The sequence below is a fragment of the Megasphaera massiliensis genome (genome assembly GCF_036305205.1).
Lineage (GTDB): Bacteria > Bacillota > Negativicutes > Veillonellales > Megasphaeraceae > Megasphaera > Megasphaera massiliensis.
Genome location: NZ_JAXIXE010000016.1, coordinates 23588 through 49539, shown reverse-complemented (window position 1 = coordinate 49539; position 25952 = coordinate 23588). Strand labels below are relative to the sequence as shown.

At 47.0% G+C, this 25952-nt stretch carries 22 protein-coding genes and 2 CRISPR repeat arrays; of the genes, 11 read left to right on the top strand and 11 right to left on the bottom strand.

The features are described 5' to 3' along the window. Positions 1-59: 59 nt before the first annotated feature. Positions 60-977: direct repeats of the CRISPR family, unit length 36 nt; unit sequence GTCAGCGTACCAAAATCCCCGTAAGGGGACTGAAAC. Between the two features lie 295 nt (positions 978-1272). Continuing rightward, positions 1273-1605, bottom strand: a complete 333-nt coding sequence (locus tag UCI88_RS03725; RefSeq protein ID WP_195891150.1) for a zinc ribbon domain-containing protein — start codon at positions 1603-1605, stop codon at positions 1273-1275. Between the two features lie 737 nt (positions 1606-2342). Continuing rightward, positions 2343-2671: a CRISPR direct-repeat array (repeat unit 36 nt; unit sequence GTCAGCGTACCAAAATCCCCGTAAGGGGACTGAAAC). Positions 2672-3338: 667 nt separating this feature from the next. On the opposite strand from UCI88_RS03725, the gene UCI88_RS03720 reads away from it, so the two are divergent. The 3 genes from UCI88_RS03720 (at position 3339) to UCI88_RS03710 (ending at position 9826) form a co-directional block, all read left to right on the top strand. Beyond that, the gene (locus tag UCI88_RS03720; protein ID WP_256179421.1) at positions 3339-5162 is read left to right on the top strand and encodes a site-specific DNA-methyltransferase; all 1824 of its coding nucleotides are present in this window, start codon (positions 3339-3341) and stop codon (positions 5160-5162) included. Positions 5163-5173: 11 nt separating this feature from the next. Beyond that, the gene (locus UCI88_RS03715) at positions 5174-7831 is read left to right on the top strand and encodes a DEAD/DEAH box helicase (RefSeq protein WP_256179422.1); all 2658 of its coding nucleotides are present in this window, start codon (positions 5174-5176) and stop codon (positions 7829-7831) included. 330 nt (positions 7832-8161) lie between these two features. Continuing rightward, positions 8162-9826 carry an AAA family ATPase gene (locus UCI88_RS03710; RefSeq protein ID WP_256179423.1) on the top strand — a complete coding sequence of 555 codons (1665 nt, stop codon included), beginning with the start codon at positions 8162-8164 and terminating at the stop codon, positions 9824-9826. Between the two features lie 223 nt (positions 9827-10049). Here the strand turns inward: UCI88_RS03710 and UCI88_RS03705 are convergent, their stop codons facing one another. Continuing rightward, entirely contained in the window at positions 10050-10325 is a 276-nt protein-coding gene (locus UCI88_RS03705) for a type II toxin-antitoxin system RelB/DinJ family antitoxin (protein WP_256179424.1), read from the bottom strand. An 84-nt stretch (positions 10326-10409) separates the two neighbouring features. Continuing rightward, the gene (locus tag UCI88_RS03700; RefSeq protein WP_044503100.1) at positions 10410-10997 is read right to left on the bottom strand and encodes an SHOCT domain-containing protein; all 588 of its coding nucleotides are present in this window, start codon (positions 10995-10997) and stop codon (positions 10410-10412) included. A gap of 295 nt (positions 10998-11292) precedes the next feature. Between UCI88_RS03700 and UCI88_RS03695 the strand changes: the two genes are divergently transcribed. After that, a complete protein-coding gene (locus UCI88_RS03695; protein ID WP_256179425.1) occupies positions 11293-12201 on the top strand; it encodes an SLAC1 family transporter in 909 nt (302 codons plus the stop codon). Positions 12202-12268: 67 nt separating this feature from the next. Here UCI88_RS03695 and UCI88_RS03690 read toward each other — a convergent pair whose 3' ends face one another. Further along, positions 12269-12604, bottom strand: a complete 336-nt coding sequence (locus UCI88_RS03690; protein ID WP_256179426.1) for a type II toxin-antitoxin system RelE/ParE family toxin — start codon at positions 12602-12604, stop codon at positions 12269-12271. Then, a complete protein-coding gene (locus tag UCI88_RS03685) occupies positions 12604-12900 on the bottom strand; it encodes a type II toxin-antitoxin system RelB/DinJ family antitoxin (protein ID WP_044503099.1) in 297 nt (98 codons plus the stop codon). The genes UCI88_RS03690 and UCI88_RS03685 overlap by 1 nt, the downstream gene beginning before the upstream one ends. A gap of 392 nt (positions 12901-13292) precedes the next feature. Here UCI88_RS03685 and UCI88_RS03680 point away from each other — a divergent pair, with 392 nt between their 5' ends. Continuing rightward, a complete protein-coding gene (locus UCI88_RS03680; protein ID WP_044503098.1) occupies positions 13293-13766 on the top strand; it encodes a low molecular weight protein-tyrosine-phosphatase in 474 nt (157 codons plus the stop codon). Positions 13767-13813: 47 nt separating this feature from the next. Continuing rightward, positions 13814-14395, top strand: a complete 582-nt coding sequence (locus UCI88_RS03675) for a lecithin retinol acyltransferase family protein (protein ID WP_044503097.1) — start codon at positions 13814-13816, stop codon at positions 14393-14395. Here the strand turns inward: UCI88_RS03675 and UCI88_RS03670 are convergent. Beyond that, on the bottom strand, positions 14389-15246 hold the full coding sequence (locus tag UCI88_RS03670; RefSeq protein ID WP_256179427.1) for a LysR family transcriptional regulator: 858 nt from the start codon (positions 15244-15246) through the stop codon (positions 14389-14391). The genes UCI88_RS03675 and UCI88_RS03670 overlap by 7 nt on opposite strands. A gap of 164 nt (positions 15247-15410) precedes the next feature. On the opposite strand from UCI88_RS03670, the gene UCI88_RS03665 reads away from it, so the two are divergent. The 4 genes from UCI88_RS03665 to hpf all read left to right on the top strand — a co-directional run bounded on the left by UCI88_RS03665 (position 15411) and on the right by hpf (position 20482). Continuing rightward, a complete protein-coding gene (locus UCI88_RS03665; protein WP_256179428.1) occupies positions 15411-16262 on the top strand; it encodes an aldo/keto reductase in 852 nt (283 codons plus the stop codon). A gap of 15 nt (positions 16263-16277) precedes the next feature. Further along, positions 16278-17126 carry an aldo/keto reductase gene (locus tag UCI88_RS03660; protein WP_256179429.1) on the top strand — a complete coding sequence of 283 codons (849 nt, stop codon included), beginning with the start codon at positions 16278-16280 and terminating at the stop codon, positions 17124-17126. A gap of 1290 nt (positions 17127-18416) precedes the next feature. Then, a complete protein-coding gene (locus UCI88_RS03655) occupies positions 18417-19739 on the top strand; it encodes an S-layer homology domain-containing protein (RefSeq protein WP_302356953.1) in 1323 nt (440 codons plus the stop codon). Between the two features lie 218 nt (positions 19740-19957). Next, positions 19958-20482 carry a ribosome hibernation-promoting factor, HPF/YfiA family gene (hpf, locus tag UCI88_RS03650; RefSeq protein ID WP_044503092.1) on the top strand — a complete coding sequence of 175 codons (525 nt, stop codon included), beginning with the start codon at positions 19958-19960 and terminating at the stop codon, positions 20480-20482. Positions 20483-20610: 128 nt separating this feature from the next. Here the strand turns inward: hpf and UCI88_RS03645 are convergent, their stop codons facing one another. Continuing rightward, on the bottom strand, positions 20611-21405 hold the full coding sequence (locus UCI88_RS03645) for an SDR family NAD(P)-dependent oxidoreductase (RefSeq protein WP_256179431.1): 795 nt from the start codon (positions 21403-21405) through the stop codon (positions 20611-20613). Positions 21406-21592: 187 nt separating this feature from the next. On the opposite strand from UCI88_RS03645, the gene UCI88_RS03640 reads away from it, so the two are divergent. Next, entirely contained in the window at positions 21593-22186 is a 594-nt protein-coding gene (locus UCI88_RS03640) for a TetR/AcrR family transcriptional regulator (protein WP_044503090.1), read from the top strand. 105 nt (positions 22187-22291) lie between these two features. On the opposite strand, the gene putP is transcribed toward UCI88_RS03640, so the two are convergent. The 4 genes from putP to UCI88_RS03620 form a co-directional block, all read right to left on the bottom strand. Beyond that, the gene (gene putP / locus UCI88_RS03635; RefSeq protein WP_071822271.1) at positions 22292-23797 is read right to left on the bottom strand and encodes a sodium/proline symporter PutP; all 1506 of its coding nucleotides are present in this window, start codon (positions 23795-23797) and stop codon (positions 22292-22294) included. Positions 23798-24062: 265 nt separating this feature from the next. Beyond that, positions 24063-24719 carry a DsbA family protein gene (locus UCI88_RS03630; RefSeq protein ID WP_256179432.1) on the bottom strand — a complete coding sequence of 219 codons (657 nt, stop codon included), beginning with the start codon at positions 24717-24719 and terminating at the stop codon, positions 24063-24065. Between the two features lie 4 nt (positions 24720-24723). Continuing rightward, on the bottom strand, positions 24724-25083 hold the full coding sequence (locus UCI88_RS03625; protein WP_256179433.1) for a tautomerase family protein: 360 nt from the start codon (positions 25081-25083) through the stop codon (positions 24724-24726). Further along, positions 25083-25952, bottom strand: a complete 870-nt coding sequence (locus UCI88_RS03620; protein WP_256179434.1) for an alpha/beta fold hydrolase — start codon at positions 25950-25952, stop codon at positions 25083-25085. The genes UCI88_RS03625 and UCI88_RS03620 overlap by 1 nt, the downstream gene beginning before the upstream one ends.

Genomic DNA, 25952 nt, shown 5'->3' with positions numbered 1-25952 from the left:
CCCCGTAAGGGGACTGAAACTCTACACATTTCCGGACTACGTCGTCGCCGATATCAGCCGTCAGCGTACCAAAATCCCCGTAAGGGGACTGAAACATGACACATAACGTATCGTTCGCGATAAATATATCTGTCGTCAGCGTACCAAAATCCCCGTAAGGGGACTGAAACAACAAACCTTTCTTTTCCTTCAACCAATATACGAAGGAGTCAGCGTACCAAAATCCCCGTAAGGGGACTGAAACGACGGCTCGCTGGACGGAGAATTCTTCTTCCGTGCAAGTCAGCGTACCAAAATCCCCGTAAGGGGACTGAAACTTCGTAAGCCGTGCTATCCTGCGTTTCTGCGTAAGCGTCAGCGTACCAAAATCCCCGTAAGGGGACTGAAACAAACATTTTGCTATGTTGTCGGCGCAGAAGAATCAGGAGTCAGCGTACCAAAATCCCCGTAAGGGGACTGAAACCCTCTTGGATAAGATATAAACGAGTAATCGTTGTATCAGTCAGCGTACCAAAATCCCCGTAAGGGGACTGAAACATTCCAACATCGCTTCATCCAAATCCAGAAGCGCGTGTCAGCGTACCAAAATCCCCGTAAGGGGACTGAAACCAAGACGTAAAAATGTGAGTGGTTATTCGGGGTGTTCGGTCAGCGTACCAAAATCCCCGTAAGGGGACTGAAACAAAAGTTTTGAGAATATCACAAATAAATTTTGGATAAAGTCAGCGTACCAAAATCCCCGTAAGGGGACTGAAACACGGGATTCCGAAACGCGAGAACATCATTTGGTTCCAGGTCAGCGTACCAAAATCCCCGTAAGGGGACTGAAACTTTCGCCTCTTGTGAGGCAACTTGTTCCGCTAACTTGGTCAGCGTACCAAAATCCCCGTAAGGGGACTGAAATCATCCGACGCCTATCCCACCTGTTAGACTACTCACTCGTCGTATTACCAAAATCCCCGTAAGGGGACTGAAACGGGGATGCATCATCAATCCCGATAAGATTGCCGTCCTGTCGTATTACCAAAATCCCCGGAGTTACATGGACTCCTTTTTTGAAAAAAGAGTTTGTACCATGGGGGGACTGAAACTGAGCGGACTACGACAGAACTGTCGACCAGCACGCCAAGTCTTATTACCAAAAATCCCCGTAAGGGGACTGTTTTAAGGCGTGAAAAAGCCATGGATTTATGCTTTTTTCATAGATCCATGGCTTTTCTATTGGCTGTATTCTATTCTCATGATGTTTTTTCAAAAATGGCGGACTCTGTTTTATTGTATAAACAAATCTCTCCCACAACAGTGGCAAACTGTTGCTTCTGGGCGGCTATATTCCCCACAATATGGGCATTTATGGAAGCCATTTCTAGCTTTTCCTCTATCGTTAGGTTTTATTTTTAAGCTATGAATCATTGCTATTATCCACAAGGTATCACTATAGATAAACCATTTAGCAAAACTTCTACCCTTACGATAGGCAATATTTGATGGAATTAACGCGAGTAGTGCAGTTAAAAAATAAATTGCACTAGCTTCGCTGTCGGAACCGGACAACAAAAATGATGGCAATATGGCTCCAAAGAAAATACCCATGAGATTGTTCATAAGATAATGTGTCTGTGTTGAAATGGTCAATGTTATCGCCTCTTGTTATATATATCATCATATATAGTATACGATAAAATCATAAAAATATCTATTTCAAAATGAAGTACCAATGGAATAAATTTGCTGCCGCCTGGGATTATAGCACCTATATTCAAGCGTTAAGACTCAGTTTGGCCTCTTATGGATTTACTCAAGAAGTTAAGAACTAAAATTCCCAGATTTAGTTAGACTCTTTTTTAGAAAAAGGAGGTAATCCATAGGGGGGGGACTGAGACTCTTATGAAGCTTTCGCCAAACAAGCTTAGCTAGCCATGTCATATTACCGATTTCTCCGCAAGGAGGAAAAGGACGTATTCTTAATCAATCTATTTTGATTCACTAGGATGTTGTGTTACTGGAATTCCCGAGATGGGCTGTGATGGCTTTTCTTGGGGATTTGTTCTGTTTGGCTCCTTTGTTGTGGTGCAGTGGTTTGACAAGGTGCAGCGAAAAAAGTATACTTGAGATAAGTCAAGGTAATACTGATTTTGACTGACCTTTGGAAAACCTATTTCAGGGTCAAAAACCCCATAGGTTTGAAAATTTCCAAAATGGCTACAAATGGCATAACGAAGCGGATAAACAACACTGCCTGATTTTTATTTTTTACCCGGGTCCCCCGAAAAGGCGAAAAAAGGCCGAGGTTTGAAAAAATCGCCTGTGAGCCCAGTCAGGGAGCGGGTACTGGAAGACAGAGTCAGCGTACCAAAATCCCCGTAAGGGGACTGAAACACATATAGCTCCACCAATATTATTTAATGCATAAGGTCAGCGTACCAAAATCCCCGTAAGGGGACTGAAACATCGTCACGTATCAAAATCGAGATGGTGACAAGATCGAAGTCAGCGTACCAAAATCCCCGTAAGGGGACTGAAACATTGATAGTGGCGCTCTCCATGTCAACCAACAGCTCGTCAGCGTACCAAAATCCCCGTAAGGGGACTGAAACGTGGTTCTTTTTAAATTATAAAATTCGCACATTTCAGCGTCAGCGTACCAAAATCCCCGTAAGGGGACTGAAACGTTTGGGCGTTATGCCCGTTCGGATGCCAGTCGTAGCGAGTCAGCGTACCAAAATCCCCGAAGTTAAATAGACTCCTTTTAGAAAAAGGAGTTTGTATTATAGGGGACTGAAACTTATAGTTTGGGCGTTACAGTATGACGTTTGGTCACAGAGTCGTATTACCAAAATCCCCGGAGTTACATGGACTCTTTTTTGAAAAAGGAGTTTGTACCATAGGGGACTGAATCTGACGCTCTGATGTTTCTACTTTTGTCGTAGGGTATTGGCTGCATGCCTTGCCTGTTGGGGAGGGATATTCTTACACCGGCCCCATACCTACTTGGACTCCTTTTAGAAAGGGAGTCATACAATAGGGGACTGAGACGGGTTTGTCCGTAAGCCAACTAATATGCCTTCCAGCGTCGTATTACCGTTTTCCTCGCAAGGGGTCTGAATGCACGACGAAAGACCTATCGTCTTTTTTGGATGATAGGTCTTTGCTTTTTGATATGAGGGGTACTCTATCCCCGCATAAAATATACTTTTCTGAAAAAATTTGATATAATAAAGACAGCAATTTTGCGAGCTCCGGACCTGTGCTGCAACACGGGGCGGAGCTTTTTAATTTGCTTAGATGAGCGGATTGTTGCTGCAAGTAGAAAGAAATAAAAAAGACGGTTGTTGCATATGATACAGCAACCGCTATCGATAATTGTTAATGAAAATGGACGAATCAGAAGACTGAAATTTAATGAGTATGGAGGAATATATATGCCCTCGTTGGAATGGATTGGAAAAGATAAAGTTGTAAATCATCATCTGGAAGTGCCGTATCATGTGTTGGAGAGACAGTACAGCTATGATGAGGATGGACAGCAAACAGAAGATAATGGCAGTGAAAATATGATTATCCACGGCGATAATTTATTGGCTTTGAAGTCGCTGCTGCCTAAATATGAGGGGCGCATTTCCTGCATATACATTGATCCTCCGTACAACACGGGGAATGAAGGCTGGGTTTATAACGACAATGTCAGGGATCCTCGCATCGAAAAGTGGCTCGGTGAAGTTGTAGGCAAAGAAGGCGACGACCTGTCGCGCCATGATAAATGGCTCTGCATGATGTATCCGCGGCTGAAGCTGCTGCAGCGATTGTTGGCTGATGATGGAACTATATTTGTTAGTATTGATGATATAGAAGCTATGCATTTAAAATTGCTGATGGATGAAATTTTTGGTAAAAATAAGTTTATGGCTATTTTAGTTTGGAAAAGTAGGCAAAACAAAGACAATCGTAATGTCACTAATATTTCTATCGATCATGAATATGTTTTATGCTATGGCACTAAATTAAAAGGGTGTAAAAGAGACAGCAATAGATATTCTAATCCGGATAATGATCCTAGAGGTCCTTGGACAAGTGCGAATATGGTGGGACTAGCGACAGAAAACGAACGTCCTAATTTACATTATGATTTGATTAATCCTGAAACAGGAATTAATTATGGAAAGCCGTTAAAAGGTTGGCGCTATGACCGAAATACAATGGCGAAATTAATTGAAGAAAATAAAATATTGTGGCCTTCATCTCCTGATGGAAGACCTAGAAAAAAGCAATTCTTTTCGGAGTTATCTGACAGTTATACGGGTTATTCATCTTTAATCGGAAAAGATTGTTATACCAGCAATGGTACGAAGGAACAATTAGAAATTTTTGGTTCTTCAATATTTGCTTTTCCGAAAAGCAAATTGCTTGTATCTGAATTGTTAAATCAAGCTACAGATAAAGACTCTATTATTCTTGACAGTTTTGCCGGTTCTGGTACGACGGCCCATGCTGTGCTGGATATGAATGCCAAAGATGGGGGGAATCGTCACTTTATATTGGTGGAAATGGAAGATTATGCTGATTCCATCACGGCAGAACGAGTCAAGCGTGCCATCCAAGGTTATCCGACGAATAAAAAGGACGTCCTTTATGATACGGCCATTACGACGAAAAATATAAAGGATGGAGGCGATCTCTTTGCGGAAGCGAAGGAGATTGCTGACGATGCCAAGAATTCTTATGATAAAGTTGAAGGGCCAAAAATGGTTGACGGCCATTTGAAGGTCATCGGTATCGAAAGAGCAAAAGAGCATCAGAAGGGGACCGGCGGAAATTTTAGTTTTTATGAATTAGGGGAACCGCTGTTTCATGGAGAGTTGCTCAATGAAGAAGTCACAATCGATACGATTCGGGAGTATATCTATTTCATGGAAACGCGGCAATCTTTGTCGGAAGAAAAGGCTGATGAGCCGTATTATCTCGGTTCTTATGTAGGGACTGCTTATTATTTCTGCTATGAAAAGGATGAGGCGACGACACTGAACCGTGAATTTTTGCATACCGTCAAGACGAAGGCCGATCATTATGTCATCTATGCTGACCGCTGTACACTGAGTGATGCTGAGCTGGCAAAATTCCAGATAACGTTTAAAAAGATTCCTCGTGATATTGCACGACTTTAGGAGGTGGCAGCATGGAACTGAAAACATATCAAAAACAGGTCATGGACCATCTCGCGGATTACTTGACCAGCTTGCAGGAAACAAATAGTTTAAAGGAAGCCTGGAAAAACTATTGGGAGAAACAAGATATTGCCGTTGGCGATGGCGGTGTCCCGTCTTACAATGATGCCATTGAGGGTGTCCCTCATGTTTGCATGAAAGTTCCGACGGGAGGCGGTAAGACTTTCATGGCTTGCGCGTCTTTGAAGTATCTTTTTGATAATCTGCCGCCGGACCGCCCGAAAGTCGTGGTTTGGCTCGTGCCTTCCAATGCTATTTTAGCTCAGACCGTACGTAATTTATCGACGCCCGGTCATCCGTACCGGCAGCGGTTGGAACGGGATTTCCAGAACCGTGTGGAAGTTTGTACAAAGGAAATGCTGCTTTCCGGGCAAAATTTTTCTCCGGATACGGTACGGGAAATGTTGACCGTCTGTGTTTTGAGTTATGATTCTCTGCGCATTAAAAGTAGGAAAAAGGATATCCGCAAGGTTTATCAGGAAAATGGCAATCTGAATCGATTTGCTGTCGAACTGCCGTATCGTGAGGCGCGTTTAGACAATACGCCGGATACGGCGCTGATGCAGGTTCTGCGTCAATTGACACCGGTAACTATTGTCGATGAAAGCCATAATGCCGGATCGGATTTGAGTACAGAGATGCTTAATAATCTAAATCCTTCTTTTGTCCTGGATTTGACGGCAACGCCGCGAAAGAACAGCAATATACTGGTATATGTTGATGCCCGTGAACTGAAAAAGGAAAATATGGTTAAGCTGCCGGTTATCGTCTACAACCGTCAGAACCGACAGAGTGTCATTCAAGATGCCATTCAACTGAGAGGGAATTTGGAACAGATGGCAAAATCGGAAGCCGCTGCCGGAGGGCGCTATGTGCGGCCTATCGTCCTGTTTCAGGCACAGCCGAATATTCGAGAAGACAGCGAAACTTTTGAAAAACTAAAAGAAAAATTGATCGATATCGGTATACCGGAAGAAGAGATTGCCATTAAGACCGCTGAGGTCGATGAATTAGGAATGGTAGATTTGCTTTCTCCAGACTGCCGGATTCGTTATATCATAACCATCAATGCCTTGAAGGAAGGTTGGGACTGCCCCTTTGCCTATATCTTGGCCTCTTTAGCCAATAAGACGTCTAAGGTTGATGTAGAACAGATTTTAGGTCGTATTTTGAGGCAGCCCTATGCCGAGAAGAATGAACAAAATTTACTCAACTTGGCCTATGTCTTAACGTCGTCGAAGGATTTCCACTATACGTTAGAAAGTGTTGTCCGAGGATTGAATGAAGCTGGTTTTACCCGCAAAGATTATCGCGTGGGATCCGCTGCTCCAATATCGGATATTAGCATGCCGGGATATGAAGAAATAAGTTTAGACTTAGAGAGTGAGCCGGTAGAAACGGTATCAAGTGATGATAGTTCGGAAAGTACGGAAGCGGATAATTTTTCAGATATTGATAGCCGGCAGGTACAGGTAGGGCTTCAGTCTTCTGCAAATGATTCGTCCGAAGATTCGCCGACTTTGCAGGATATGACTTCTCAGGCTTCTGAACAAGCCGAACAGTATGAGAGTGAATTAAAGGCTTCCGAGGAATCTTCGCTAGAAGGTGGTGAGTTAGGGAATATGCTGCATCAGTACTCCATTCAGACAAACTGGCAAGATGAAATAAAACTATTAACGCTGCCTCAGTTCTGCGTAGAAACGGCTCCCGACCTGTTTGGCGGAGCCTATGCAGTGTTGAATCCGGTTCATTTATTGGAAGGATTTTCACTCAGACAGCAAGATGCAACGATTAATTTTGCCATGGCTGAAGGTGACATGTATAAAGTTGATATCAGTGACTACGGGGAAGCTGTGCCTAAATATCAACGGACCCGGCAAATGGAGAGCGACTATCTTCGGGAATATCTGGCGAGGGTTCCGGAAGCTAAAAAAGTAAATGAGTGTACAAAGTTACTGTGTGGTCAGCTCAATAAGTTTAATAATTCATGCTCAGCAGGCGATATTGCAGCTTATGTAGGGCGTGTCATCGAACAGATGGATGCAGATGAAGTCGCGAATATGGAAACAGCACTACCGGTCTACGCCAACAAAATCCAGACGAAAATCAAACAGCTCCAAGCCGTTTATCAGGAAAAGACCTTCTATGAATGGCTGGATTCCGGCAAAATCATTTGTCAAAGTAACTATCAGATGCCAAAAATCATTACGCCGGCAGATGCTACAGATTCTATCCCTAAATCGCTGTATGAGGCCGAACGCAATGACATGAACATTTTTGAAAATAAGGTCATCGATGCCGTTGTCGGATTAGATAATATTAAATGGTGGCATCGGATCATTGACCGTAAGGACTTCTGCATCAACGGTTTTATCAATCATTATCCGGATTTCCTGCTCTGTACGATGAAGGGAAATATTATCCTGCTGGAATCGAAAGGAGACTATTTAGACGGTGATGACAGCAAAACCAAGCTAAAACTCGGTCGTCGTTGGCAGTCTGTTGCAGGCAGTAAATATCGTTATTTTATGGTGTTCGATAAGAGAGCGCTGCAGCAAGAAGGTGCCTATACATTAGAGGACATGCTCGGGGTATTGCAGTCATTGTAAAATTAAAGGTCGTAAAACGAAAAAATGGCAGCCCTTTAATCTGGGACTGCCGTTTTTTTTATAAGATAACGGAGGTCAGTCTGTCTAGTCGCTGCGGTACGAAACTTCAATCTACGCCAGAATAGACATTGATGGCCGCAATGGCTGGCTGAAAGTTTCAACCAAGCGGAGCCTGAGAGACCTTGTATTTGTCGATGAGCTTGTGGAAGATGGCAGCCTTGTTGGGGATTCGGAAATTAGATGGGGCGGACGGTATAAGTGGGCTTATTGTAGACAGGTGTAGTACCTTCGCTTATAATGAGAATAAGAGAACTGTAGGGGGTGACCGTGATGAACAGAGCGATGCCGATTGGTGTTGAAGACTTTAAAAAAGTTCGCGAGAACTATTATTTTGTCGATAAGAGCGATTTTATCCGTCAGCTCATCGACCGCCACGGAGATGTCACCTTGATTACCCGCCCTCGCCGCTTTGGTAAAACTCTGACTATGAGCATGCTGGAATACTTCTTTTCTGTCGATAAAAAAAGGGACAGTCAAGACTTGTTTTCAGAACTCGATATTGGAAAAGCCGGGTCGGAATATATGAAGTACCAAGGCGCTTGCCCGGTCATTTTTATATCGCTGAAAGATTTAAAAAACTTGTCTTGGGAGAGCATGCTGGATCAATGGGGGCTCTTTCTGCGGAGGCTGTATCTGCGGTATCAATATCTTTGCGACAGCGACGATATCGATGATGAGATGAAAGCGGATTTTTATCGTATCATCAAACGAGAGGCGACGGAAAATGAATTGGCCGGGTCTTTGACTCGATTGATGGAAATTATGGAAGCTTATTACCAAATGCCGGTTATTCTGCTGATCGATGAATATGATGCTCCCATTCAGCAGGCTTGGGTATGTGGCTTTTATACGGAGTGCATGGCCTTTATGCGCCTGTTTTTAGGCAGTGCCTTAAAAACCAATCCCGTCCTCGATTTTGCCGTTCTGGCCGGGGTGCTTCGCATTGCCAAAGAAAGTGTTTTCAGCGGATTAAATAATTTAGAGGTATGCTCTGTATTGAGTGATACCTATAGCGATGTTTTTGGATTTACGCCCGGAGAAGTCGCAAATATGGCTGCTGAACTGAACATCACCTCAGCCCTTCCGGAATTACAAAATTGGTATGATGGATACCGTATTGGAACCAGTGAAATCTATAATCCATGGTCGGTCATCAATTATATCAACCATCACTGTATTCCTATGCCATATTGGATTAACACGTCGAATAACGCCATCCTGCGGGAGCTCCTTTCCTACGCTGATTATTTGCGTATCAAATCATTGCAGGGACTTTTACATGACGAGCCGATATCTGTCAGTTTGAATGAAGGTGTCGTTTATGAACGAATCGGCAGGGACCAAAGTGCACTCTACACGCTGTTGCTTACAACGGGTTATTTAACGGTAGCTTCCGATGTACAGACCAGTTATGAGCGGTATTCACTGCGCATTCCCAATGAAGAAATTAAAAGAGTGTATAGTATGGAGATTTTGAATTCTTTGGCCGATGGGGCAGACCGGGATACCTTTGACGGGCTCTTCGATTTATTGCTGAACGGGAAGGGCGCTGACTTCTCTTATCAGCTTCAGCGGATTCTCCTTTGTTTTGCCAGTACGTACGATACTGCGAATAAAGAAAGTTTTTATCACGGATTCATGTTGGGGATGACGGCCTTGTTTTTAGGAAAAGATTATGGTGTCGAATCGAATCATGAAAGCGGATATGGGAGGTTTGACCTGGCCATTTTTCCGAAAGATATTTCAAAAGCCGGTGTCATCATGGAATTTAAGAGTGCCGATGGGGAAAAACAGTTAGAAGAAAAAGCAAAAGAAGCATTACAGCAGATTGAAGATCGAAAATATGAAACAGCTTTTGAACAGCGTGGCATCTCGATGGTATGGAAATATGGCATTGCCTTTTGTGGGAAAAAAGTGCATGTCGTCGTGAAGTGAGATGACTGAGTTTTGAAGGAAAAACGGCAGCCTTTATGGGGGCTGCCGTTTTCCTTCATTGACCTCACCAATTGGTTTTTGATAGAGGTGTTTTCATCGGAATCGAGTTTCCCGAATTTACCTATATAATATGCCTGGACGAAAAAATAGCAGCCCCTTAATCTGGGACTGCCATTTTTTTATGATGATGGAAAACCGGGGTCTTTATTGCTTGTATGACGTGTCAATCGTCTTTGTTCAGATCCTCCATCAAATCGGAGACGCTGTCGTAGTGCTTGAATTTTTCCGGATGATTCTTTAGTTCTTCGGCTTCGGCGATGGCGGCGCGGGTTTCGTCATTAAAGGCTTCTATTCTGCCTTCGAAAGGAAGTCCGTCGCAACGGACGGAGGTTCTTAAAAACAGGGTAATGGCAGAAGGCAGATCCATCCCTAAACGGTTGAATACGGCTTCGGCATCTTTTTTGAGTTTTTCATCTACGTTGATAGTAAGATCCGTCATAAGAAATCTCCTTTCTAAGTGTCGGTATTACTTTGAGTATGCCCGATAAAGAGGGAAAAAGCAATAGATGTCTTGGATATGGAGTCAGATATTATCAAAGATTTTTCGTGCTTTGGTTCTATATTCATCTTCGGAAATAATTCCTTCGTCTTTAAGTTCTTTTAATTGTTTGAGCAAGGCGGCCGGGTCCTTGGTAACGGAGTATGTGTCCATAGGTATCGAATCATCTGCAGTTGTTGATTCGTCTATGTCTTCGTCCTCATCCACATCTTCATCGTAGGACTCTTCGGTTGTGCGACGGGTTTCTAAATAAGCGTCATAAAATTTTTGATAGGTTTGTAAATCACATTCAGCAAGAAATTCTTGGCCACTTTTTAATTTCACGGCCATGCATATGTATTTGGTATTTCCGCCAAAAATCAGGCCGGCAAGAAGTCCGACCGGCCCCAGGGCAACGGCACCTAAGGTTGTCCACCCGGCCTTGGATAAGACTTTCGCCTTATTCTGCTCTGTGATTTGTTCAACTTTGGCGATATTATTTTTCAGCTCATAGGTATCGGATTTTAACGTGAATCCCGGCCTGGGGACTGATAACTGAAATATCAAGCCGAACGTAGTTAAAAGCGATGTTTCTTTAGAAAAATCTCCTCCTAAAATTTTAAAATGTGACATGAATAGAATCCCTTCTTTTGGAAAAAATTTGACAGATGAATCCTTATGCTGGGAGTTGCTGCCTTTCGATTCGTAAAACTCATTTTTATAATAACACGCTCCCCATGAGAGTCAATGACCGTTTTTATAGGTTCCTTACCTTAGTTACATGATGAGCGGATACAGATGGCTCGATTGGAAATAAAGAAATCTATGGTTGGCGAAGTATTGGTTCTGATATAATTATGCGCTATAATGAGTGATATATACTGGTCGGCGTGATCGGCGCCGGCGTTTTTGATATGGGGGAATTGGTATGAATATAGCTGTGTTTTCTATTGTCATGGGGTATTGCGGACTGGCTTTTTCTTATATGGCGGCGTCTGTCCTTTGGGGGCTGCCGGCGTCCATCGGTGAGGGTATCGGCATCGTTGCGGCTGTGATTTATGCAGGCCTGGTTATCGGCTATGGACGGAAGATAATCCGGCGGCCGGATGCGGTTCTTGCTGAATGGAAGAGTCCGGAAGGGGCGCCTTTTTTTGCTACCTTCGGCATGGCGTCGGTACTGTTGGCGGCCATCGTAGAGGCTTGGTCGCTTCCGGTGGCGGCTGTGATTTGGGTCATCGGGGTATTGGTCCTTTTCGCCTGTATTTTTCTCTTGTGGCGGCGCTGGATGCATGAGAAACAGGACATCAGCCGCTTGACTCCGGCATGGCTGCTGATTCTTATTTCACCGCTGACGATTCCTGTGGCCGGCAACAGTCTGAAGCTGTTCGGATATCAGGAGTTGACCTTGTTCAGCCTGAGCATCGGGCTGGGCCTCGGCATGGCCGGCGTCATGTTCTTCCTAAAAGAAGCCGTCTTCGATAAGCATTTCGGGCCGGGCCTTTTGATCCTCCTGACACCTTTCGGCATGGCCTATCTCGACTACACGGCCACCTTCGGAACGGATACCTTTTCGAACCTATTGCTGCACTGCGGTTTGTTCCTGGCGATTCCCCTTTTGATTACGGTATTGACCGACATGGTCAAAGGGACTTTCAGCCTCCTCTGGTGGTCGACAGGCTTCCCTTTCATGGCCTTTACCAATGCCATGCTGCACTATGCGAAATCGTACCCGTCGGACATTACGAACGTCCTCAGCGCTGAATTCCTGGCCGGCGGCACGGTCCTCATCGCCTATTTGTCTATAAAGACGATATTGGGGCTGCTGAAAAATCGCTGATGAACCTGTAGAAATAAGCTTTACATGAAGAATAGCCCTCTCGAAAGAGAGGGCTTGTTTGTACAATCTATGATTCTATATTCATATTTACCAGTGCCTTAAGTTGATCTCGGCGGGAATAAATTACGTTCATGACATACACTGTTCTTGTTTGTTCATCGATTCGATAGTATATAAGGAATTTCTTAGCTGTAATCTTTCGGATTCCATGGGAATGCCACGGTTCATCCTGAATCGGGGGGACACTACTTGCCATATAGGCTAATTTTTGGATTTCCGTTCGGATACTTTGAATATATTTCAAGGCGACGTTAGGAACTTGAAGACCGTGGGCAATGTAATTGCGGATTTTGAGTAAATCTAATTCTGCATCAGGGGTAACAATAATTTGATAAGCATCCACTATTTGAGGCCCCTTTCCAAGTCATCGAATACCTCATCTAATGGCCGACCTTTTCCTTCAAGGGATTGCTCGTAGCTGTGTTGCAGCTTGGCATGTAATTCGCTATCGGTTAGACTGTCTTCGGTTTGAGGAATTTCGGGAAGCGTAAGGGAAAATGGAATCCCATGGCTATAGATAATCTGACGATACAGGGCGTTGATGACGACGGAAACCGGGATGCCAAGTTGCTGAAGAATGGACTCAGCCTCTAACTTTACGTTATTTTCGACACGGGCGCTTACTGTTGAGTCTTTCATGATGACCACCTCCTACTTATAGTGTAATGCATTGACTTGCAAATTGCAATACATAAAACCCCGAAGGATGAATGGTTTTACCTAAAAATGGAACTCCTCTTATTTTAAAGAAATACTTCGTAAAATATAAAACTATATGATTTTATGCGTGAATTTAATTCAAAAAGAAAGTTTGGATATGATACAATAGAAGTATCTTAGCCGTTTTTTTTGGTGCGCATGGGTGTTTCACCGCGATTTTCGTTTTGTCGAGGTGAGTTTTGGAATGATTTTATATATATTTTTTATAATTTTTTTAAATATATCTTATGAAGTTTATGTACTTATGATAAAATGGAAAGTAGTGGGGCTCATCTATTATATCTTGTTATAAATAGAAAGGATAGAAAGACATGATTAAAGTACTGTTTATTTGCCATGGAAATATTTGCCGCTCGCCGATGGCCGAGTTCGTCTTCCGCAAGATGGTCGATGAGGCGGGGCTCTCTGATTCGATTGAAGTCGCGTCGGCAGCGACGTCGGACGATGAGATTTGGAGCGGCAGCGGAAGTCCGGTCTATCCGCCGGTGGAACGGCTGCTCAAGGAACACGGCATGGACCCCAAGGATAAGCGGGCCGTACGGCTCACTGCCGATGATTACGACAAATACGATTATTTCGTGGGCATGGATGATGCCAATCTGTCCGACATGAAGCTGACTTTGAACGGCGACCCGCAGCGCAAGTGTTCGCTCCTCCTCGATTATACGCACCATCCGCGGTCGGTGGCCGATCCCTGGTACACCCGGGATTTCCAGAAGACCTGGGATGACGTCGATCACGGCTGTCGAGCTTTTTTGGAATTTTTGAAGAAGCGTCATTTTTAAGAGACCTATGAGTCTCAAGGGGTACACTTTGTTAGGAGATGAGGAATATGGCCATTGATGTCGACTCTCTTTTGGCCGTATTGGAAGATCCGGCGCCGGAAGAATGCTGGGTCAAAGCCGAGCCTAAAAAGGGCGATCATATCCGCGTGCGGCGCATCGGCGGCTTATATTACCATCACGGTATCTATGTCAGTGACGACGAGGTCATTTCTTTTGCCGGCGACGACGATTATAATCCCGTCGACTGGTGGGATACGGAGATACAGGCTACGTCGTTTGAGCAGTTTCGCCAGGGTGGCGAAATCGAGGTTCGGCAGTATACGGAAAAGGAACGGGAAAGCCTCTGTGACGTCGACGATACGATCGCCTTTGCCCGGGCTTGTTTAGGCAACAAGGACTATGACTTGTTGTTCCATAATTGTGAGCACTTTGCCAATGCTTGTAAGCTCGGCGTCTACCGCAGCCAGCAGACGGAGAACCTCCTCTTGGGGGATGCCTTGACCAAAGCAATCCAGTGCCTGTGGGATGAAGAGGCCCGCCGGCAGTGGTTTACTGAGGCCTGGCAGGATCTAAAGGCTCAGGTAGAGGATAAATTGCGCCGGGACAAGGAAGAGGAAGAAAATCAATAGATCGTCTGCTCGTCGATTTGGCGGAATAAGGGTTCGTAACGCTTGGCATCCCTTTTCAGGCAGACCAGGTAATAGTCGGTTTGGCATTCTTCGTCGACGATGGGCACATTGATGCGCCCCGGCATGTCCTCGCCGCGGTGCATGAAGTAGCTCGAGACGAAGAAGGGATAGTCGGAATTTTGGGCCAGCTCCAGGAAGGACTCGCGCTGGACCTGCAGTAAGTAACGGGTGTTCGGCGTCTTGTCTTTGGTCATCTGCATCCAAAAGCCGATGTGCGATAAGAGCAGGATGGGCCGGCCGTCCAGATCTTTGAGGTGGATTTCCGGGTAAAAGGCCAAGGCATCGGATGGAGGGATGGAGAGAAACAGTTTTTCACTGCCGCATTTTTTGACGAATAAATCGTCGCCGTCGGGAATCGTATGGGTGACGGCCAGTTGGTATATGTTGTTTCTCAGGCCTTCGGCAAAGGAGGCATCGTCTTTCATGTCGGCCGAGATCGTCTTGCCTTCAAAGAGGCTGTTGATGATAGGTGTCAGCACCATTTGCGGGACCGGAGCGCAGTAGCCGATGGAAATGGTGTGAAGGCTGCGCTCGTAACTGCGGACGCGGCTGCAGAAATCGAGGTTTTCCTGTAATACCCGTTTGGCATAGGGAAGGGCATAGCGGCCCGTTTCTGTGAGCGCGAGGTGATTTTTGCTGCGGACAAATAAGGGGACGCCTAATTCAAGCTCCAACTTCTTCATGGCTCTGGTCAGGGCCGGTTGAGAGGTATGGAGCTTTTCTGCTGCCCGGGTCAAGGTGCCGGCGTCGGCAAAGGCGGCAAATTGGGCCAAGAGGTTCATTTCAATCATATCGGTCTCCCTTTCAGTATAAAATAATCGAATAGTGAAATCCTTTGTTGGTATTGTACAATTTTTTCCGGATGCTGTAAACTTCTACATGTGGACAGGAAATATCCAATACGCACAGTCTGCGTATCTCATAGATTGATTCACCGTAGAAAGGAGCCTTATTTATGGAATATACGAAACTCAGCAATGACGTCCGCCTTCCTTTGTTGGGACTGGGAACCTTTATGATTAGTCCGGAAGATACGGAAAAATCGGTGTACGATGCCTTGAAAATGGGCTATCGCCTCATCGATACGGCCAATGCCTATCTCAATGAGGAAGCCGTCGGCAAGGGCCTCAAGAAAGCCTTGGATGAAGGCTTGGTCAAACGGGAAGATATCTTTTTATCGACTAAGATTTGGCCGACCCTCTATGAAGCGTCGGATGCCGTCGATAAGACCTTGGAACGGCTCGGCGTCGAGTACGTCGATCTCTTATTCATTCACCAGCCCGCCGGTAATTACAAGGCCGGATATGCCTTGATCGAAAAGGCTTATAAAGAAGGAAAGGCCCGGTCCCTGGGGATTTCTAATTTCTTCGGCGACAAGCTCGAAGATCTGCTGGCGGCAGCGGAAGTAAAACCCCACGTCATCCAGCTCGAAACCCATCCCTACCATGTATACGATGAGGTTATGGTCCGCCTTGGGGAATGCGGTACGAAACTCATGGGCTGGTATCCCTTGGGCCATGGCGATCCGGAGCTCCTTCACGATCCGATCATTACGAAATTGTCGGACACGTATCATAAGAGTACCGTCCAGATTTTGCTCCGCTGGGCCGTCCAGCGCGGCTTCATCACCATTCCCGGCACGAAGAATCGGGACCATCTGCTCAGTAATTTCGATATCTTCGACTTTTCCCTGACCGACGAAGACATGGCCGCTGTCAACGCTTTGAACGGCACGCGCCGCTATTATACGCCGTCGCAGGAACTGGAAAGTCGTTACGCTAATATGCATTTGCCCTTTGAAGGCTGATAGGAGGATAAGACTATGGAATTTGTAACCTTAAACAACGGAATTAAAATGCCGAAACTCGGCTATGGTGTCTATCAGACGGATCCGGCCGATACGGAACGGGCCGTCAGCGATGCCCTGGAAGTCGGCTACCGCCTCATCGATACGGCTGCCATTTACGGCAATGAAGAAGGCGTCGGCGCCGCCATTGCGAACAGCGGCATTGCCCGGGAAGACCTCTTCATTACGACCAAGCTCTGGGTCCAGGACCACGGCTACGACAACACCCTCCGGGCTTTTGACGCGTCGATGAAGCGACTCGGCCTAGACTACCTCGACCTCTATCTCATTCATAAACCGTACGGCGACTATTATGGCGCTTGGCGGGCCATGGAAAAGCTCTATAAAGAAGGCCGCATCCGGGCTATCGGCGTCACCAGCTTCTGGAACGAACGCCTGGCAGACCTTGCCGGCATGAACGAAGTCAAACCGGCTGTCAATCAGATCGAAACCAACGTCTGGAATCAGAAATGGTCGGAAGAAGCCTTTATGAAAGAAATCGGCATCCAGCACCAAGCATGGGCTCCTTTTGCCGAAGGAAATAATGACATTTTCCGCACGCCGTTGATCCAAAAAATTGCTGAAACCTATGGCAAGACCGTCGGTCAGGTCATGCTGCGCTGGCTCTTACAGCGAGACATCGTTGCCATTCCCAAGTCGGTCCGTAAAGAACGGATGCAGGAAAACTTTGACATCTTCGACTTTGAACTGACATCAAAAGATATGGAAGCCCTCCGCACCCTCGATACGGGCAAGAGTACCATTTACGATGAAATGGACCCGCACGTTGCCATGAACATCGGTAAGGTAACGTTTCACGACTAAGAACGATTTATAATACATATTATATATAATAAAGAGGCTGTTATGGAAGAATTATTTCTTTGATGACAGCCTCTTTTGTCGTGGTACTGCGCTCTTTGGAAGCCGCCATCAGACGGGTCCTCTTTTTTTGCAGCCTCGGGACTGCTGTCTATCAGGATGCATTTAGCTGCATATATTATAGATAGATAAGAGTCGAAGCGACGGGAAACAGAAGGGGTGAAAATTGGATTCGAAAGGGCTAAGTGACGAAAAAAAACGAAAAATAGGCGACATGAAAGGGTCAAGAAAATGAAAAAAAGCGGGACGAAGATGACGATCCGGAATGTAAAATATGTGTTTTTGCAATAGACAAATGTGCGATGATTCGGAAGAGGGAAGTTCAGCGAAGATTATGCGAGAAGATTTTATACCTAAAGAATTATTGAAAAATACGGGTTGTAATACGGAATCGGTAAGTGAATTTGGAGACGATGAAAAAATGGCATTGCAGATTTGAACCCTCTTTTTGAAAGGGTTTTGGACGAGGGGGGACTTCGTCCATCCCGTATATCGAGGGTTTTGCGGCCGGATAGAGGATACGCAGGCGGAACTGTGGCGGCGTCGACGCTGTTCGGGAACCTTGAAGGGAAACGGGTGAAGCCGGATGCTGAAATCGATGAAAAGATTAAAGATGGAGGGGGATTTTTCGATGAAAAGTTGTCTGTCCAGTGATTTTTTTTGAATTTTCGAAAAAAACGGGACTGAGAAAAAGTAGACGGTAAATTTATTCATTGGCGGTGAAATACGATGCGTCCTTTCCTTCCCTTTACAATTTGTTGGGTTTTTATGCCGAAAAGAAGGGGGAAACAGGCCTCTTTGTACGAAAAATATCAAAGGGATTCAGCACGGAATCGAGGGGGCAAAAAAAGATTTGGTAAAAATTTTCTAAAAAAGTGCATAAACCCCGATGGATATGTGGATTTTCTATGGTTTGGAAAGAATTTTGCTGATTTTGTATACACGGCGTAAGCGGCATGGTTGTGCCATTTGTGGTAATGAGCAAAACTCTCAAAATTGAACGAGTTTTGACAAATCGATGCAAACCGAGTATAATGCATAACAACTGGTGTAGTGCTTATGCAGGTGGCACCAGGTGATAGAGATTGTGAAATGGTTATTATCAAGGCAGTAAAAGAGAGGAAACTAGGACAACTCGCCAATGAACCCTTGAAAAATTACCTTTCAATCATCTCGACTGTAACGAAGTAAGACGAAAAGAAACTTATTTTTTACGGAAAAGAGGTAATTTTCATGAAATCCAAAGTATTAGCAGCTCTCGTAGCAACCATGGCTGTTGGCGCAACGTGCGCATTCGCAGCTAACCCCTTCGTCGACGTACCGTCCGACAGCTGGGCTTATAAATCCGTCGTAGAATTGGCTGACGCCGGCATCATCCAGGGTGTTGACGGTGAACATTTCCAGGGCCAGCGTAACATCACTCGTTACGAAGCCGCTGAAATGGTCGCAAAAGCTATGGCTCACATGGACAAAGCTTCTGTTGAACAGCGTGCCCTCATCAACAAATTGGCTGATGAATTCGCTGACGAACTCAACAACCTCGGCGTTCGCGTAAGCGCTTTGGAAAACCGCGTTGGCAACGTTAAATTGACCGGTGACGCTCGTGTTCGTTTCATCCATCAGGATGCTGACGACAATGGCGAAGGCAAAATTAAAGATGACAGCTCTTGGTCCTACCGTGTTCGTCTCCGCGCTAATGCCCAGGTTAACGATCGCACGAAAGTAACCTACGGTATCAGCACCGGCAACCACACCTTCTCCCAGAATGGTGCTGCTGAAGACGAAAACGACATCTACACCGACCGCGCTAACGTAGAATACCAGCTCGGTAAAGACTGGACCGTTATGGCTGGCCGTTACAACTACAAAATGGGCGGCGACAACTCCTACGGCTTCCTCTATGGCGATACCTTTGACGGCGCTCAGTTGCAGTACAAAGGCGACAGCTTCGCTTTGACCGGCGGCTATGGTAAATTCAAAGAAAGCAACTTGGCTGGTGTAGCTGCAACGGATACGTCTGATGGCACTGAAGCTGTTAAGACTGGCTACGGCTTAATCGAAGGCTTCTCCGGTAACGGCTCTGCTATCGGCGGTTACTACAATGACTTCTCCGCTGGCGACGGCTTCCGCTTCGACGACGCTTGGGGCGCTTATGCAAGCATAAACCTCGGCACGAACTGGAACGCTTTGGCTAACTACGAAAAATACAACAGCGAAAGCGGCAACCAGGATCCTGAAATCTGGGTCGGCAAATTGACCTACGGCGCTGCTAACTTCGCTACGCCGAAGTCTTGGGACATCTGGGTTGAATACCTCAACGCTGACGACGGTTTCGATTACACTACTTCCAAAAACAAACAGGCCTTCATCGGCTCCACGGACAGCTGGAGAAGCGACAACCTCTTGAACAACGTTAAATCTTGGGGTGCCGGCATCGACTACACCTTCGCTAAGAACGCTCAGTTCCAGGTAATGCAGTCCTTCGCATCTGAAGCTAAGAGCGGCAGCAACGATCCTGGCGAAGAAACTCGTGCTCAGTTCGTATTCGTATTCTAATCTTTAGAATTACCGATACTTGCTTGTTTCACAATCAAAAGGCTCTGTCTTCGGACAGGGCCTTTTTTGCGTCCTTAGAAATTTTTCGAAAGAATGTAAAGTTTTTCTGTTTTTTGAGAAGGATTTCGCCTTTCCTTGTTGAATACTATAAGTATAAGGGAGGCCGGAATGGAGTTACATTCCAAACGGGCTCTCTCCACGAAAGGAAGGGATGTTTTATGGCAACCATCGTTAGAGGTAAGAATTTAGAAATTACACCGGCTTTGAAAGACCACGTTGAAAAACAGGAAAAGAAAGTTACGAAATACTTTGATAACGAAGTCAATGTCCAGGCCCTGCTTTCTGTAGAAAAAGATCGTAAAGTCGCTGAAATTACATTGAAAGTAGACGGCGTCGTCCTTCGCGGTGTCGAAGGCAACGACGATATGTATGCTGCTATCGACTTAGTCTACGATAAGCTGGTCCGCCAGATTCATAAATACAAGACGAGAATCGCCCGCCGCATGAAGAAAGGTACCTTCAACGCCGCCCTCATCGAAGGCCCGGCTGTACCGGAAGAATCCTTTGAAGTGGCTCGTGTCAAGAAATTTGCCGCTCGCCCCATGGATGTGGAAGAAGCTATTTTGCAGATGAACCTCGTCGGCCACGACTTCTTCGTATTCCTCAACTCCAAGACCGACACGATCAGCGTCGTCTATAAACGGAAACACGGGAAATACGGCCTCATCGAACCGGAATATTAAGTCCCTCGATATTGCTCGGAATACAATTTAATATATGACTGAAAAACGGCCCTCAACCGAAAATGGTTGGGGGCCGTGTTGTGTCTTAGGGGCATCAGAAGATGACGTACGCAGCTATATGTCTACGTCTATTGACGGTATAAGAGTTTTGTGAAGTATTTCTTGAATTCTTCGAGCCCCATAGATTTGTATTGGTCATAAAGGGCCTGGCAGACGGAATCGGTGGGATAATTGATCTGATCCTTTTCATCGGTAGCCGCTCCGTAGATGACTTGGGCCGCTTCTTCCGGGCCCGGAAATTCTTCATTGCCGTGAAGGAGGTATTCCTGCTGGTGGGCAGCCGCTTCTTCATAGCCCGTGCGGTCGTTGATGGGCGTCTGGAAGTTGGTCTTGGTACCGCCGGGAATCATGGCTTTGACGAAGACGTTGAAGGGCTTCATTTCATAGTATAAGGACTCGAGCATGCCCTGCTGAGCCCGTTTGGCTGCGCCGTAGACGCTGTCTCGCGGGAGGGCGATGATGGCCGCCAGGGACGTCGTCGTCAGGATGGCACCGGCTCTGCGCTTTTTAAAATGAGGAATGAATTGCTGGGTTACCAGCATGGTGCCGAGGACGTCGGTGCTGAATACCTTATGGATAGCATCTTCGGGCATCCGTTCGAGGGGTGCCATGACGCCGTAGCCGGCGTTATTGAGGAGGACGTCGACGTCGTAGTCGGCCAGGGCTTTTTGGCAGGTTTCCTTAATCTGCTGTGAGTCTGACACGTCGAGGGGCATGATGACCACATTGGGCAGGTCCTTCAAGTCTTCTCCTTTTTTCAAATTTCGCATAGTGGCGATGACGCGCCAGCCTTGACGAGAAAAATATTTTGCCGTTTCTTTGCCGATGCCGGACGAGGCACCGGTAATAAAGATAGTTTTCATCTCTTTTCTCTTTCCTTTCCTAAGTGAGTTAATATTTGGGGATGAATTTATTATGGCATCGAAAAAGGGAATCGACAATGGTCAGTATGGGACTGAATGGGACTTATGCCACACTTATATAAAAAGGGTAGCGAAAAAGTAACGAAAAAATGATACAATAAGGGAAAGCCAGAAAGGAGGTTAGCATATGAAGTTAAGCGGTCATGAAGACCTGCGTGTACAAAAGACGATTCAGTCGATTCGAACGGCCTTTTCGGTCATGCTCTTAAAGGAGGATTATCGGAAGATCACCGTTACGGCCCTTTGCCGTCAGGCTGTGATTAATAAAAAGACTTTTTATCGCTACTACGATAGTGTCGATGCTCTCTTGGAAGAAATACTCAGTGAATTTTCTAAGGGCTATGTCGACACCATTGCCGATTATCGGGTGCCCGAGGATCTGGATAAGATCAACGCTGCTTTTTTCCATTATGCTGTCCATCAAGGGCCGCTGTATGAAAAAATCCTCTGCTCCGTATCATATCAGCACCTGAGCAGTCACTTGGTGGAAGAATATATTGCCAAGAGTTGGGGGAAGGCTCCGGCCTTTCAGCAGTTGAGCCCTGGCGAACAGGAACTGTTTACGACCTTCATCCATGCGACGGGACTTTCCATGTATCGTCAATGGGTCGAAGGCGGGAAAAAACTTCCCGTCGAAGAGGTCATTGACATTACGAACAAACTGCTGAGTCAGGGCGTAGCCGGCCTGTTGCAATCAAATAATCCTGAGAGCGGTCAATAGCCGTAAAAGGGCATAAAAAATGCAGTCATCCTTTTGGGTGACTGCATTTGTATTTGGCTGTCTGAAAACAGGGGTTAGGCCATGGTGATGCATCGTTCGAAGCGATTAGTCTTCTTCGCTGTGGAGGACGCTGATCTTGGGCGCGTGATGGATGGCTTGATCGAATTCGTCCTGGATTTCCTGGCTGGCTCCGCCTTCGAGCTTGCTTACGATGTAGATGGCGGCCAGGGAGAAGAGGAAGCCCGGTACGATTTCATAGAGGCCGAACCAGTTGAACTGCTTCCAAATGAGGACCGTCAGGCCACCGACGATGATACCGGCCAGGGCCCCGTTTTTGGTCATCTGCTTCCAGTACAGGGAGAGGAGGATCGTCGGGCCGAAGGCGGCACCGAAACCGGCCCAGGCGTAGGAAACCATGGTCAGGATGTAACTGTTGGGGTTGAGGGCCAAGACGATGGCCAGAGCCGAGACGACGAGGACCGTCAGACGGCTGACGTAAATGAGTTCCTTGTCGCTGGCGTTCTTGCGGACGAAGGTGTGGTAGAAGTCTTTAGAAATAGCCGATGCCGTAACCAGGAGCTGGGACGAGGCGGTACTCATGACGGCGGCTAAGACGGCCGACAAGATGAGGCCTGTGGCAAAGGGCGGGAAGAGCTGACCGCTCATGACCAAGAAGACTTTTTCCGAATCGGCACCGGTCAAGGGCGTCGTGACGACGACTTTGCCGACGAGGCCGACGAGGACGGCGGCGGCCAGGGAGATGACGACCCAGGTCATGGCGATGTGCTTCGATTTCTTTAATTCAGCCGGGTCGCCGATGGCCATGAAGCGGACCAGGATGTGGGGCTGGCCGAAGTAGCCGACGCCCCAGGCCAGGGCCGAGATGATGCCGATGATGCCTGTCGTCGATGTGTCAGGGACCATGTCGAGGAGGTTCGGTGCCGTATCGGCTAATCGGGTCATGACGGCTTCGCCGCCGCCAAAGGCGATCATGCCGACGACGGGGACCAGGACGATGGCCAGGAACATCATGCAGCCTTGGATGAAGTCGGTCCAGCAGACGGCCATGAAGCCGCCCAGAAAGGTGTAAACGACGACGACGCCGGCGCTGAGGACCAGGGCCGAGAAGTAATCCATGCCGAAGACCGATTCAAAGAGCTTGCCGCCGGAGACGAAGCCTGACGACGTATAGATGAGGAAGAACACTAAGATGAAGATGGCCGAGATGATGCGGATGAGGTTCTGGTCATCGTGGAAGCGGTTTTTTAAATAGTCCGGCATGGTCAGGCTGTTGTTGGCCACTTCCGTATAGTTGCGCAGGCGCTGGGAGACGAAATGCCAGTTGAGGTAGGTACCGATGGCAATGCCGATGGCAATCCACGACGCCGAAATACCCGTCGAGTAGGCAAAGCCCGGTACGCCCATGAGCATCCAGCCGCTCATGTCGGACGCTTCGGCACTCATCGATGTAATCCACGGTCCCAGGCTGCGGCCGCCGAGAATATAGTCGCTCAGCCGCTGCTGGGAGCGGGAATAATAAATGCCAATAGCCAGCATGGCCCCGAGGTAGAGGACGAAGGCGGCTAAAATGGACACATTATACTGCATCATAATGGTGAAAACCCCTTTCAATATATTACTATATTATAAAAATTACATAAAGAATAAACCTATTTTAGCATATTCATGCGGCCTTGTATAGAATTTGTCAAGAGGGAAATGGTGATTTCTGTTCAAGGGGGCGGCGAAAAAGATCCTTTTTATTGCGGGCAAGCCATTCCCTATAAGATGATATAAATTAGCCGATAGCGGCTGCCGGGTGTTGTATGAAAAAAAAGCGCTGCACGGGAGGCCGTGCAGCGTCTTTTGGCCGTACTCAGACTTTCAGCTTGTCAATCGTATTCACGAAGGCTTCGTAACTTGCCATGCCGTTGACGAGAACGGCTTTTTCTCCGTATTGGATCAGGACTGTCGGCAACTGACGAATTCCCAGAGACCGTGTCAGCTCAAGATCCTTTTGGAAGGCCGCAGCGGCATGGCCGTCTTCAAAGGCGCGGCGGAACTGCGCTTTGTCTAAGCCGGCCTCTTCCGCAATGGAGATAAGTTCATCGGTCTTTGTCGTCTGCCGTGTCTCGACAATGGTTGCCCGGCGAAGCTTCAAGAGAAAGGAAAAAGCCTTTTCGGGACAGCAAATTTCGGCGGCCTTGTAGGCCATGCAAAGGGGGTAGGAGGAACGGTGGTCGGCATCGAAGAGGTGGAAGCCGTCCATGTTGATCGGAAGGCCGCCGATGGTTTCTTCTCCCTTGTAAATTCGGGCCAGGCGACGGTTATAGAGCCGGATGCCTTCTTCGGCAGGCAGGGCCCTTTCTTCAGGGAGCATGAAGTCGCTGACATCCCGGACGAGGCCGCTCATGACATAGCGGAAGACGAGGCGGTCGCCGAAATGGGTGGCCAATTTTTCGTAGACCGGCTCCTGTTCATAGGAAAGGCCCATCATGGGGTCCGTAAAGGTGGTGAGGATTATTTTTTCCATGGTATCACCGATAGGGGCTGTCGATAAATTGGCCGTTAGTCGACCAGGTTTTGATATCGTCGAATTTGATGTAGATGTTTTCCGGCGGAATGCCGAGGACGTCCTGGAAGGCAGCGGTCATTTCGGTGCTGAAGACTCCGAAGCCGGCGTGGTCCGGGCGGCCGAAGAGGGAGGCTTCGATGTAGGCGATGTTCCAGGTATCCTTGCCGCGAAGGTAGAGGCGGCACTTATCTTCAATCCCAAAGAGGAGATAGTTTTCGTTCAGGCCGGGAACGGCTTCGATGGCTTTTCCCAGACGGGATTTCAATTCTATTTCTTGGTCGCGGCTGACCGGTACGTTTACTTTGGCCATGACAAAAGGCATTAGGCAGCCCTCCATTCTTGTAACTGAGCTAAAATCTTGTCGGCTACTTCCTGATGCTTCATCTGGTATGTGTGGCCTGTCTTTTCGATGAAGATCAGGGAATTGTCTTTGGCAGTCGGCATGTGGGCATTGAGGTTTCTTAAAAAGTCAGACGGATCGCCGTCGGTGAAGTTGTCGTACGTGCCTACCAGGAGGGCTCCCGTATGGGACACGGCCGAGGCCTGTGAAAAGTCCCCGTCTTTTGCGGTGTGGACGTTATTGAGCAGATTAGAAAACTGCCAGTCCCAAGCCGTGTCGGCAATGCAGGTTACCCAGCCCATGAAGGGGAAGGGCAGCATTTTGTCGCCGTCTCCGCGCTCGACCTGTTCTTTGATCAGCGTTTTTTCACGGTTGGTGACGCCGGACATCATATAGGTCAGGTTGGCCGGCGACAGGAGGAAGAAGTGTTCCACCCGTTCATCATGATGGCGTGACAGATAGTAAATGACCTTATTGGCGCCGAGGGAATGGCCGCCGAGGATGATGTGTTTGTAGCCTTCTTGTTGGGCAAAGGTGATGTAAGCGTCGAGGTCGTCGTCGGTATAGGAAAAGCGTTCGTTCCAAGAGCCGATCGTTTCTTCCTTGCCGGTACGGACGTTGACCGTCGGGATTTCACTGAAGGCGTTGTTGGTCTGGGCGTAGATGAAATCGATGTCGCCGCCGTTTAAGGTGTCGCCGATGTTATAATAGAAGGGGTTGGAATAAAAATTGCCGTGGATGCCGGTGATGGCAATCATGACGGTGTCGGCTTTACGTTCTTTCTGGTTGCGAAAGAGGACGCCGTTTAAGACGACGCCGCGATTAGTCGGCACGTTCAGTTGAAACATCAT

Bases quoted from the DNA above. Each gene is read 5' to 3' on its own strand.
- UCI88_RS03725 (WP_195891150.1), bottom strand. From the start codon at position 1,605: ATGAACAATCTCATGGGTATTTTCTTTGGAGCCATATTGCCATCATTT.
- UCI88_RS03720 (WP_256179421.1), top strand. From the start codon at position 3,339: ATGATACAGCAACCGCTATCGATAATTGTTAATGAAAATGGACGAATC.
- UCI88_RS03715 (WP_256179422.1), top strand. From the start codon at position 5,174: ATGGAACTGAAAACATATCAAAAACAGGTCATGGACCATCTCGCGGAT.
- UCI88_RS03710 (WP_256179423.1), top strand. From the start codon at position 8,162: ATGAACAGAGCGATGCCGATTGGTGTTGAAGACTTTAAAAAAGTTCGC.
- UCI88_RS03705 (WP_256179424.1), bottom strand. From the start codon at position 10,325: ATGACGGATCTTACTATCAACGTAGATGAAAAACTCAAAAAAGATGCC.
- UCI88_RS03700 (WP_044503100.1), bottom strand. From the start codon at position 10,997: ATGTCACATTTTAAAATTTTAGGAGGAGATTTTTCTAAAGAAACATCG.
- UCI88_RS03695 (WP_256179425.1), top strand. From the start codon at position 11,293: ATGAATATAGCTGTGTTTTCTATTGTCATGGGGTATTGCGGACTGGCT.
- UCI88_RS03685 (WP_044503099.1), bottom strand. From the start codon at position 12,900: ATGAAAGACTCAACAGTAAGCGCCCGTGTCGAAAATAACGTAAAGTTA.
- UCI88_RS03680 (WP_044503098.1), top strand. From the start codon at position 13,293: ATGATTAAAGTACTGTTTATTTGCCATGGAAATATTTGCCGCTCGCCG.
- UCI88_RS03675 (WP_044503097.1), top strand. From the start codon at position 13,814: ATGGCCATTGATGTCGACTCTCTTTTGGCCGTATTGGAAGATCCGGCG.
- UCI88_RS03670 (WP_256179427.1), bottom strand. From the start codon at position 15,246: ATGATTGAAATGAACCTCTTGGCCCAATTTGCCGCCTTTGCCGACGCC.
- UCI88_RS03665 (WP_256179428.1), top strand. From the start codon at position 15,411: ATGGAATATACGAAACTCAGCAATGACGTCCGCCTTCCTTTGTTGGGA.
- UCI88_RS03660 (WP_256179429.1), top strand. From the start codon at position 16,278: ATGGAATTTGTAACCTTAAACAACGGAATTAAAATGCCGAAACTCGGC.
- UCI88_RS03655 (WP_302356953.1), top strand. From the start codon at position 18,417: ATGAAATCCAAAGTATTAGCAGCTCTCGTAGCAACCATGGCTGTTGGC.
- hpf (WP_044503092.1), top strand. From the start codon at position 19,958: ATGGCAACCATCGTTAGAGGTAAGAATTTAGAAATTACACCGGCTTTG.
- UCI88_RS03645 (WP_256179431.1), bottom strand. From the start codon at position 21,405: ATGAAAACTATCTTTATTACCGGTGCCTCGTCCGGCATCGGCAAAGAA.
- UCI88_RS03640 (WP_044503090.1), top strand. From the start codon at position 21,593: ATGAAGTTAAGCGGTCATGAAGACCTGCGTGTACAAAAGACGATTCAG.
- putP (WP_071822271.1), bottom strand. From the start codon at position 23,797: ATGATGCAGTATAATGTGTCCATTTTAGCCGCCTTCGTCCTCTACCTC.
- UCI88_RS03630 (WP_256179432.1), bottom strand. From the start codon at position 24,719: ATGGAAAAAATAATCCTCACCACCTTTACGGACCCCATGATGGGCCTT.
- UCI88_RS03625 (WP_256179433.1), bottom strand. From the start codon at position 25,083: ATGCCTTTTGTCATGGCCAAAGTAAACGTACCGGTCAGCCGCGACCAA.
- UCI88_RS03620 (WP_256179434.1), bottom strand. From the start codon at position 25,952: ATGATGTTTCAACTGAACGTGCCGACTAATCGCGGCGTCGTCTTAAAC.